Raw genomic sequence first — 6,980 nt, forward strand, 5'->3', positions numbered from 1 at the left:
CTGCTGCCACGTCCGCGGTAGGGGAGAGCCCCGTCAGGGGCGCGGGGAACTGCGCGACCAGCCACAAGCGACCCGCAGCCCGCCACCAGGCAACAACCCCCCCCGGGGTGCTAATCCGCCCGCCGCGTAGGGGACAACTGCTCAGAGGGGACCGCCTGCTGCTCGGGAAGGAGCGGAAAGCGCCTCGGCGCCAAGGCGAGGAGAACAAGCAGGGCCAGGCACGCCGCACCCCCCGCCCCAAGGAACACCGCGTCGACCGCCCCGTCCACCGCCCGCCGCAACCGCTCCGGATCGGAGACGGACCCGGGGTCGTCCAGGACGCGGGCGACCGAGTCGAGGGAGCCGGAGCCGCCGAGCCGCGCGCTCAGTACCCCGTTGGCCACCGCGCCGAAGAGCGCGGCGCCCAGGGTCTGGCCGATCTGGCGGCAGAAGAGGACGGACGCCGTCGCCGTGCCGCGCTCGGCCCAGTCGACGGTGGACTGGACGCCGACGATCAGCGGGAGCTGGAAGATGCCGAGGGCCGCGCCGAGCAGCAGCATGAGCAGGGCCGGCTGCCAGGCCGAGCCGGGGTAGGGGAGCAGCGGGAAGGCGAACATGAGCAGGGCCGCCGCCGAGGCACCGATGGCCGCCGTGTTCCGGAAGCCGATCCTGCGGTACACGTGCTGGCTGAACGCGGCCGACACCGGCCAGCTCAAGGTCATCGCGGAGAGCACGAACCCCGCCGCGATCGGCGCGAGCCCGAGCACGGACTGGGCGTAGGTGGGCACGAAGACCGTGGGGGCGACCATCAGAAGACCGAGCGCGCCGAGCGCGAGGTTCACCGCGGCGATGGTGCGCCGCCGCCAAACCCAGCCGGGGATGATCGGCTCCGCGGCCCGCCGCTCGACGAGGACGACGACCCCCACCAGCGCGAGCCCCGCCCCGAACAGCGCGAGCGAGGGCGCCGAGAGCCAGGGCCAGGCGACGCCGCCCTGCACGAGCGCGGTCAGCAGCACGCCGCCGCAGGCGAAGACGGCGAGCGCGCCGGGCCAGTCGACGCGGCGCCGCGCCACCGGCTCCCGGGCCGGTTCGTGCAGGTGCCGCACGATCAGCCAGAGCGCGAACGCCCCGATCGGCAGGTTGATGAGGAAGATCCAGCGCCAGTCGGCGGCGGCGGCGATGAGCCCGCCGAGCGCGGGGCCCGCGATGGACGCGATGGCCCACACCGTCGACAACTTCGCCTGGATCTTGGGGCGTTCCTTGAGCGGGTAGAGGTCGGCGGCGAGAGTCTGCACGGTGCCTTGGATGGCGCCGCCGCCAAGGCCCTGGACGACGCGGAAGGCGATGAGCGACTCCATGTTCCAGGCGAGCGCGCACAGCGCGGAGCCGAGGAGGAACAGGAGGCTGCCCGCGACGAGTACGGGCTTGCGGCCGAAGGTGTCGGAGAGCTTGCCGTAGACGGGCAGGGTGACCGTGGCCGCGAGCAGGTACCCGGAGAAGAGCCAGGAGAAGATCGGGAAGCCGCCGAGGGAGCCGACGATCTGGGGGACGGCGGTCGACACGATCGTGGCGTCGACGGCGACCAGCGCCATGGAGAGCATCAGCGCGGCGACGACCGCGCCCCGGCCCCGTATCGCGTCCTGCGTCCCCGTGTCCGTACGCGTGCCCACCACGATTCCTTCCCCCTGCACCAGTTGCTGCGGGCCACCTTCTCACCCGCCGGGGGGTGGGGGGCAGGGTGCGACCAACCCTGAGTCGGCCTCCACCGGCGGGTGGAGATCCCCTAGGGGATCCTCCGTACTTCGGATCGGGGAGGGTTCGTACCGCCGGAGGATGAGCGGGTCCCGGCCGGTCCTTAGATTGGCTTTACAGCGCACCGCACGGGTGGGGGTGGGGTTTACCCCCGTAAAAGACTGCGCTGAGCACCAGCGCGCCGGACCCCTGCGCGACCCCAGACTTGTTCGCACGGCGAACAGATCAAGACATCCGCCTTACCGCATGACCGACATAGGAGACGTACCGTGACAACGGCTGTAACCACACCCAGGCACGGGGGCACGGGAGGGCGTACGGCCGTGGCGGCACGAGCACGCCAGGTCGTGAAGGCGTACGGATCCGGGGAGACCAGGGTCGTCGCGCTCGACGGGATCGACGTGGACATCGCCCGCGGGCACTTCACCGCGATCATGGGCCCCTCCGGCTCCGGCAAGTCCACCCTGATGCACTGCCTCGCCGGCCTCGACACCGTCACCTCCGGGCAGATCTACCTGGACGAGACCGAGATCACCGGCCTGAAGGACAAGAAGCTCACGCGGCTGCGCCGGGACCGGATCGGCTTCATCTTCCAGGCGTTCAACCTGCTCCCGACGCTCAACGCCCTGGAGAACATCACGCTCCCGATGGACATAGCGGGCCGCAAGCCCGACCGCGCCTGGCTCGACCAGGTCGTGGAGACCGTGGGCCTCGCCGGGCGCCTCAAGCACCGCCCGACCGAGCTCTCCGGCGGCCAGCAGCAGCGCGTCGCCGTGGCCCGCGCGCTCGCCTCCCAGCCCGAGATCATCTTCGGCGACGAGCCGACCGGAAACCTCGACTCCCGTGCGGGAGCAGAGGTGTTGGGCTTCCTGCGCCGCTCGGTGACCGACCTGGGCCAGACCATCGTGATGGTCACGCACGACCCGGTCGCCGCCTCGTACGCGGACCGGGTGCTGTATCTGGCCGACGGCCGGATCGTCGACGAGATGCACCACCCGACCGCCGACCAGGTCCTCGACCGCATGAAGTCCTTCGACGCGCGGGGGCGCACGTCATGACCGTCCTCAAGACCTCGATGCGCAACTTCCTCGCGCACAAGGGCCGGATGGCACTCTCCGCGGTCGCCGTGGTCCTGTCGGTGGCGTTCGTCTGCGGCACGCTCGTCTTCTCCGACACCGTCTCCACCACCTTCGACAAGCTCTTCGCGGCCACCTCCGCGGATGTCACGGTCACCCCCAAGTCCGCCGACGACACGGACGAGGGGCCGCGCAGCGGCAGGCCCGAGTCGATGCCCGCCTCCGTCGTCCAGGAGGCGAAGAGGGCCGAGGGCGTCAAGGGTGCCGAGGGCGCGATCATCAGCCAGAGCGTGACCGTCGTCGACGCGGAGAACGAGAACGTCGGCCCCACCAGCGGCGGCCCGACGCTCGCGGGCAACTGGACGCGCAACGACCTGCGTTCGATGGAGATCACCTCCGGCCACTCCCCGCGCGGCCCCACCGAGGTGATGGTCGACGCCGACACCGCCGACAAGCACGACCTGAAGATCGGCGACAAGCTGCGCACCATCGCCGCGACCGGCGACCACACCGCGAAGATCACCGGCATCGCCACCTTCAAGGTGACCAACCCAGGCGCCGCGGTCGTCTACTTCGACACCGCCACCGCCCAGCGCGAACTCCTCGGCGCCACCGGCCGGTTCACGCACATCAACCTCACCGCCCAGGCGGGCGTCAGCGACACCGAGCTGAAGGCGAGCGTCGCGGGCACCCTCGACAAGGCCGCGTACGACATCAAGACGCAGAAGGAGAGCGCGGACGACAACCGCGAGTCCGTCAGCGGCTTCCTGAACGTCATGAAGTACGCGATGCTCGGCTTCGCCGGGATCGCCTTCCTCGTCGGCATCTTCCTGATCATCAACACCTTCTCGATGCTGGTCGCCCAGCGCACCCGCGAGATCGGCCTGATGCGGGCCATCGGCTCGAGCCGCAAGCAGGTCAACCGCTCCGTGCTCGTCGAGGCGCTGCTGCTCGGCGTGACCGGCTCGGTCCTCGGTGTCGGCGCGGGCATCGGCCTCGCCGTCGGCCTGATGAAGCTCATGTCCGGCATGGGCATGGAGCTTTCCACCGGTGACCTCACCGTCAGCTGGACGACGCCCGTCATCGGCATGGTCCTCGGCATCGTCGTCACCGTCCTCGCCGCCTACCTCCCCGCACGCCGGGCGGGCAAGGTCTCCCCGATGGCCGCCCTGCGCGACGCGGGCACCCCGGCCGACGGCAGGGCGAGCGTGCTGCGCGCCGTCATCGGCCTGGCCCTCACCGGCGTGGGCGTCCTCGCCCTCTACGCCGCCGCGCAGGCCGACAAGGCCAAGGAGGGCTCGCTCTACCTCGGCGGCGGGGTCGTGCTCACCCTCATCGGCTTCATCGTCATCGGCCCGGTGCTCGCCTCCGGTGTGGTCCGCGTGATCAGCGTGGTCCTGCTGCGGGCGTTCGGCCCCGTCGGGCGGATGGCCGAGCGCAACGCCCTGCGCAACCCGCGCCGCACCGGCGCCACCGGCGCCGCCCTGATGATCGGCCTCGCGCTGGTCGCCTGCCTCTCCGTGGTCGGCTCCTCGATGGTCGCCTCCGCCACGGAGGAGCTGGACAAGTCGGTCGGCGCGGACTTCATCGTGCAGGGCAAGGGCGGGCTCACGGCCGAGGCCGAGCGGGCCCTCACCAAGACGCCGGGCGTCGACCACTTCAGCCGCTACAAGGACGTCGGCGCCGACATCACCACCCCCGACGGCAAGGTCACCAAGGGCGCGGGCCTCAGCGCCACCGACCCGACCTACGTCAAGGACCTGCGCCGCGAGGCTGTCTCCGGTGATGTGTCCGCCGCGTACGGCAAGGACGCCATGTCCGTGGGCGAGGAGTTCGCAGGCAAGCACCGGCTGAAGGTCGGCGACACGCTGAAGGTCGCCTTCGACGACGGCCGCACCGGTGAGCTGAAGCTGGCGGCGATCACCTCCGACGAGGGCTCCCTCGAGAAGGGCGCGATGTACACCGCCATCGCCACCGCGGAGCGGTACGTGCCCGCCGACCGGATGCCGCTCACCGAGATGGTGCTCGCCGAGGCGTCCGCCGGCCAGCAGGACAAGGCGTACAAGGCGCTCAAGAAGTCGCTGGACGCCTACCCGCAGTTCGAGGTCATGGACCAGACCGACTTCAAGGAGACCCTGAAGGACCAGGTCGGCCAGATGCTGAACATGGTCTACGGCCTGCTGGGCCTCGCGATCATCGTCGCGATCCTCGGCGTGGTGAACACCCTGGCCCTCTCGGTGGTCGAGCGCACCCGGGAGATCGGCCTGATGCGGGCCATCGGCCTCTCGCGCCGCCAGCTGCGCCGCATGATCCGCATGGAGTCGGTGGTCATCGCCCTCTTCGGCGCGCTGCTCGGCCTCGGGCTCGGGATGGGCTGGGGGGCGACGGCCCAGAAGCTCCTCGCCCTCGAAGGCCTGAAGGTCCTGGACATCCCGTGGCCGACGATCATCGCGGTCTTCATCGGGTCGGCGTTCGTGGGCCTGTTCGCCGCGCTGGTCCCGGCGTTCCGCGCGGGCCGGATGAACGTCCTGAACGCCATCGCCACCGAATAGCCACCGCGACGGGGGTGCGGGGGAGGCAGGCCCCGGCGGAAGCGCGGCACCGCGCGTCCGCCGGGGCCTGTCCGCGTGCCCGGCCCCGCCTCAGACCTTGCGCAGCAGTACGAACCCGTAGGCGGTGTCCTCCGCCACGTAATCGGTGCCCGGGTGCAGCTTCTCCGCGTACGCGACCGGGTCCTTCGTCCAGCCGGAGCGCACGTCGAGGGCGACATACCGGGGGACGACCGGGCGGGCCGCGCCCACCCAGAAGACGCGGGCGCGGGAGGTGAGCCTGCTGATGGGCCCTATGTTCGCCTCGACGGTGGCGCCGTCCGGCACCCGGTCGAGCATCCGTTCCACCGCGGTGACACGCCCGCTCTTCTCGTACGTCTTCGCCTCGGTGAGGCCCGCCAGCGGCAGGGAGGTCGTCAGGGCCAGCGCGGCGGCGGCGGCGCAGGCCGGCATCCGGTCGGCGTACTGCCGCAGCCACGGCCGTTCGTCGCGGCGCAGGATGTCGACGGCGTCGACGAGGGCGAGCAGGATCACCGGCATCAGGACGGCGCTGTAGTGCCAGTCGGTGCCCCAGTAGTGGTCGTCGGCGGAGAGGAAGCGCCAGCCGAGCGTGGGCAGCGCCACCAGCAGCAGCGGTGAGCGCAGGGCGAGGAGCCCGGTGGTGGGGATGAGCAGCCAGGCGAGCGTACGCAGCTTGGTGTCGAGCCCGCCGAACGCCCCGGCGGCCGCGCCGCCCTCGCCGACCTTGTCCCAGTAGTCGTACGCGCCCCCCGAGTTGAACGCGGGAATGATCAGCGTGAGCGTCACGAGGGTGGCGACGGCGCCGAAGGCCGTGACGGCAAGCGCGTAGGGCACGGCCCTGGAGTGGCCGCGGCGGTGGGCCCGGATCGCCACGACGAGCCCGATGGCGGCGAGCGTCACCCCCAGGTCCTCCTTGACGAGGACCAGCGGCAGCGCCCACAGCAGCGAAGCCCGCCAGCGCTGGCGCAGCAGGGCTTCGAGGGAGAACGCGATCAGCGGTACGGCGAAGCAGATCTCGTGGAAGTCGAAGTCGGCGGCGCGCTGGATCCCCCAGGACAGTCCGTAGGCGACCCCGATGGCCAGACCCGAGCCGCGCCCGAGCAGCCGGGTCGCGGCGCGCGTGACGGGGATCGCGGAGACGGCGAGCAGCAGCGCCTGCGCGACGAGGAGCGTGAGGGGCGAGGGGAAGATCCGGTAGGCGGGCGCGAGCAGCGCGGTGACGGGGCTGAAGTGGTCGCCGAGGATGTTGGCGCCGGGGCCCTTGAGGTCGGCGACCGGCACCTGGAGGTGCGCGTAGGCCCGCACGGCCTGCTCGAAGATGCCCAGATCCCAGGAACGGCTCTCCATGCGCCGGTAGCGCCCGATGGACACGGTGGCGTACGCGAGGAACAGCGCGGCGGCGAGAAGATGCGGGGCGCGGTCCCAGACGGAGCGGGTCCCCTTGCGGGGTCCGGGAGAGGTCTGGTCCCGCGACGGTATGAGCCCATCGCCGCGCACCGGGGCGGGGGCGTCGGGCTGTGCTCCGGGCATGGGGTGCGCTTTCTGATCGGAGAGGGGCGGTGAAAATCAGCCCCTCCAGCGATTGAGGAGCGGGGTCCGGGGC

The 6,980-nt window shown here is 71.4% G+C and carries 4 protein-coding genes; 2 read left to right on the forward strand and 2 right to left on the reverse strand.

Annotated features, from left to right (window positions below; all coding sequences use genetic code 11):
• Nucleotides 1–110: 110 nt before the first annotated feature.
• On the reverse strand, nt 111–1,649 hold the full coding sequence (locus tag GKQ77_RS23935; protein WP_308117765.1) for an MFS transporter: 1,539 nt from the start codon (nt 1,647–1,649) through the stop codon (nt 111–113).
• 351 nt (nt 1,650–2,000) lie between these two features.
• On the opposite strand from GKQ77_RS23935, the gene GKQ77_RS23940 reads away from it, so the two are divergent.
• Nucleotides 2,001–2,789 (forward strand): ABC transporter ATP-binding protein, encoded by a 789-nt coding sequence (locus GKQ77_RS23940; RefSeq protein ID WP_219690997.1) that lies wholly within the window; start codon nt 2,001–2,003, stop codon nt 2,787–2,789.
• On the forward strand, nt 2,786–5,359 hold the full coding sequence (locus GKQ77_RS23945; protein ID WP_219690998.1) for an ABC transporter permease: 2,574 nt from the start codon (nt 2,786–2,788) through the stop codon (nt 5,357–5,359). The genes GKQ77_RS23940 and GKQ77_RS23945 overlap by 4 nt, the downstream gene beginning before the upstream one ends.
• Before the next feature lie 90 nt (nt 5,360–5,449).
• Here GKQ77_RS23945 and GKQ77_RS23950 read toward each other — a convergent pair whose 3' ends face one another.
• On the reverse strand, nt 5,450–6,907 hold the full coding sequence (locus GKQ77_RS23950) for a DUF2079 domain-containing protein (protein ID WP_219690999.1): 1,458 nt from the start codon (nt 6,905–6,907) through the stop codon (nt 5,450–5,452).
• Between the last annotated feature and the right edge of the window lie 73 nt (nt 6,908–6,980).

The organism is Streptomyces anatolicus (assembly GCF_019400875.1).
Taxonomy (GTDB): Bacteria; Actinomycetota; Actinomycetes; order Streptomycetales; family Streptomycetaceae; genus Streptomyces; species Streptomyces anatolicus.

Coding starts and splice junctions, on each gene's coding strand:
- GKQ77_RS23945 (WP_219690998.1), top strand. CDS start 2,786: ATGACCGTCCTCAAGACCTCGATGCGCAACTTCCTCGCGCACAAGGGC.
- GKQ77_RS23950 (WP_219690999.1), bottom strand. CDS start 6,907: ATGCCCGGAGCACAGCCCGACGCCCCCGCCCCGGTGCGCGGCGATGGG.